The organism is Serratia sp. X3, assembly GCF_014982455.1.
Taxonomy (GTDB): Bacteria; Pseudomonadota; Gammaproteobacteria; order Enterobacterales; family Enterobacteriaceae; genus Serratia; species Serratia ureilytica.
Genome location: NZ_JADCNB010000022.1, coordinates 1 through 2,043 on the forward strand (window position 1 = coordinate 1; position 2,043 = coordinate 2,043).

Annotated in this window: 1 protein-coding gene; it reads right to left on the reverse strand. The window is 65.4% G+C overall.

Translation table 11 applies throughout. The features are described from left to right. Positions 1-54: 54 nt before the first annotated feature. Positions 55-2,043, reverse strand: a 1,989-nt coding sequence (gene tkt / locus IMX17_RS25100) for a transketolase (protein ID WP_227414704.1), incomplete at its 5' end; no start/stop codon positions are given.

Sequence of the window (2,043 nt, forward strand, 5' to 3'; positions counted from 1 at the left end):
ATAAAAAAAGCCGGTCATGATGACCGGCTTTTTTATCGGCTTGCGCCCGGCGGCTTACTTCAGCAGCGCCTGCGCCTTGGCCACCACGTTGTCCACGGTGAAGCCGAACTCGGCGAACAGCTGCTCCGCCGGCGCCGACTCACCGAAGGTGGTCATGCCCACGATGGCCCCGTTCAGGCCCACGTACTTGTACCAGTAGTCCGCGATACCCGCTTCCACCGCCACGCGCGCCGTTACCGCCGCCGGCAACACCGACTCGCGGTACGCCGCATCCTGCTTGTCGAACGCGTCGGTCGACGGCATCGACACCACGCGCACCTTGCGGCCCGCTGCGGTCAGTTTGTCCGCCGCCTCCACCGTGATGCCCACTTCGGAGCCGGTGGCAATCAGGATAACGTCCGGCGTGCCCGCGCAGTCTTTCAGCACGTAGCCGCCGCGGTACACGTTCGCCAGCTGCTCTGCGGTGCGCGGCTGCTGGGTCAGGTTCTGGCGCGAGAACACCAGCGTGGTCGGGCCGTCGTTGCGCTCGATGCCGTACTGCCACGCCACCGCCGATTCCACCTGGTCACACGGACGCCAGGTGCTCATGTTCGGGGTCACGCGCAGGCTCGCCAGCTGCTCCACCGGCTGGTGGGTCGGGCCGTCTTCGCCCAGACCGATGGAGTCGTGGGTGTAGACGAACACGTTGCGCAGCTTCATCAGCGCCGCCATGCGCACCGCGTTGCGGGCGTATTCCACGAACATCAGGAAGGTCGCCGAGTACGGCAGGAAGCCGCCGTGCAGCGCGATGCCGTTGGTGATGGCGGTCATGCCGAACTCGCGCACGCCGTAATGAATGTAGTTGCCCGCCGGGTCAACGTTCAGCGCTTTCGAACCGGACCACATGGTCAGGTTGCTCGGCGCCAGGTCGGCGGAGCCGCCCAGGAACTCCGGCAGCACCTTGCCGAACGCTTCCAGCGCGTTCTGCGACGCCTTGCGGCTGGCGATGTTGGCCGGGTTGGCCTGCAGTTTTTCCACGAACGCCTTGGCGTCGGCTTTCCAGTCAGCCGGCAGCTCGCCGTTCATGCGGCGCTTGAACTCGGCGGCCAGTTCCGGGAAGGCCTTGGCGTAGGCGGCGAACTTGTCGTTCCAGGCCGCTTCTTTGGCCTGACCGGCTTCTTTGGCGTCCCACTGGGCGTAGATGTCCTGCGGGATTTCAAAGGCGGCGTATTTCCAGCCAAGCCGCTCGCGGGTGGCGGCCACTTCGGCGGCGCCCAGCGCGGCGCCGTGCACGTCATGGGTGCCGGCCTTGTTCGGCGAGCCGAAGCCGATAACGGTCTTGCACATCAGCAGCGACGGCTTGTCGGTCACCTTGCGGGCTTCTTCAATCGCCGCCTTGATGGCGTCCGGGTTGTGGCCGTCGACGTTGCGCACCACGTGCCAGCCGTAGGCTTCGAAACGCAGGGCGGTGTCGTCGGTGAACCAGCCGTCGACGTGGCCGTCGATGGAGATGCCGTTGTCATCGTAGAAGGCGGTCAGCTTGCCGAGCTTGAGGGTGCCGGCCAGGGAGCAGACTTCGTGCGAGATGCCTTCCATCATGCAGCCGTCGCCCATGAAGGCGTAGGTGTGGTGGTCGACGATGTCGTGACCAGGGCGGTTGAACTGCGCCGCCAGGGTGCGTTCGGCAATGGCGAAGCCGACGGCGTTGGCGATACCCTGGCCCAGCGGGCCGGTGGTGGTCTCAACGCCCGGGGTGTAACCGTACTCCGGGTGGCCCGGGGTTTTGGAATGCAGCTGACGGAAGTTTTCCAGCTCGCGCATCGGCAGGTCGTAGCCGGTGAGGTGCAGGAGGCTGTAAATCAACATGGAGCCGTGGCCGTTGGAGAGCACGAAACGGTCGCGGTCAGCCCAGTGCGGGTTAGTCGGGTTGTGGTTGAGGTAGTCGCGCCACAGGACTTCGGCGATGTCCGCCATGCCCATAGGGGCCCCCGGGTGGCCGGAATTTGCTTTTTGTACGGCGTCCATGCTGAGTGCGCGGATGGCGTTGGCAAGCTCTTTACGAGA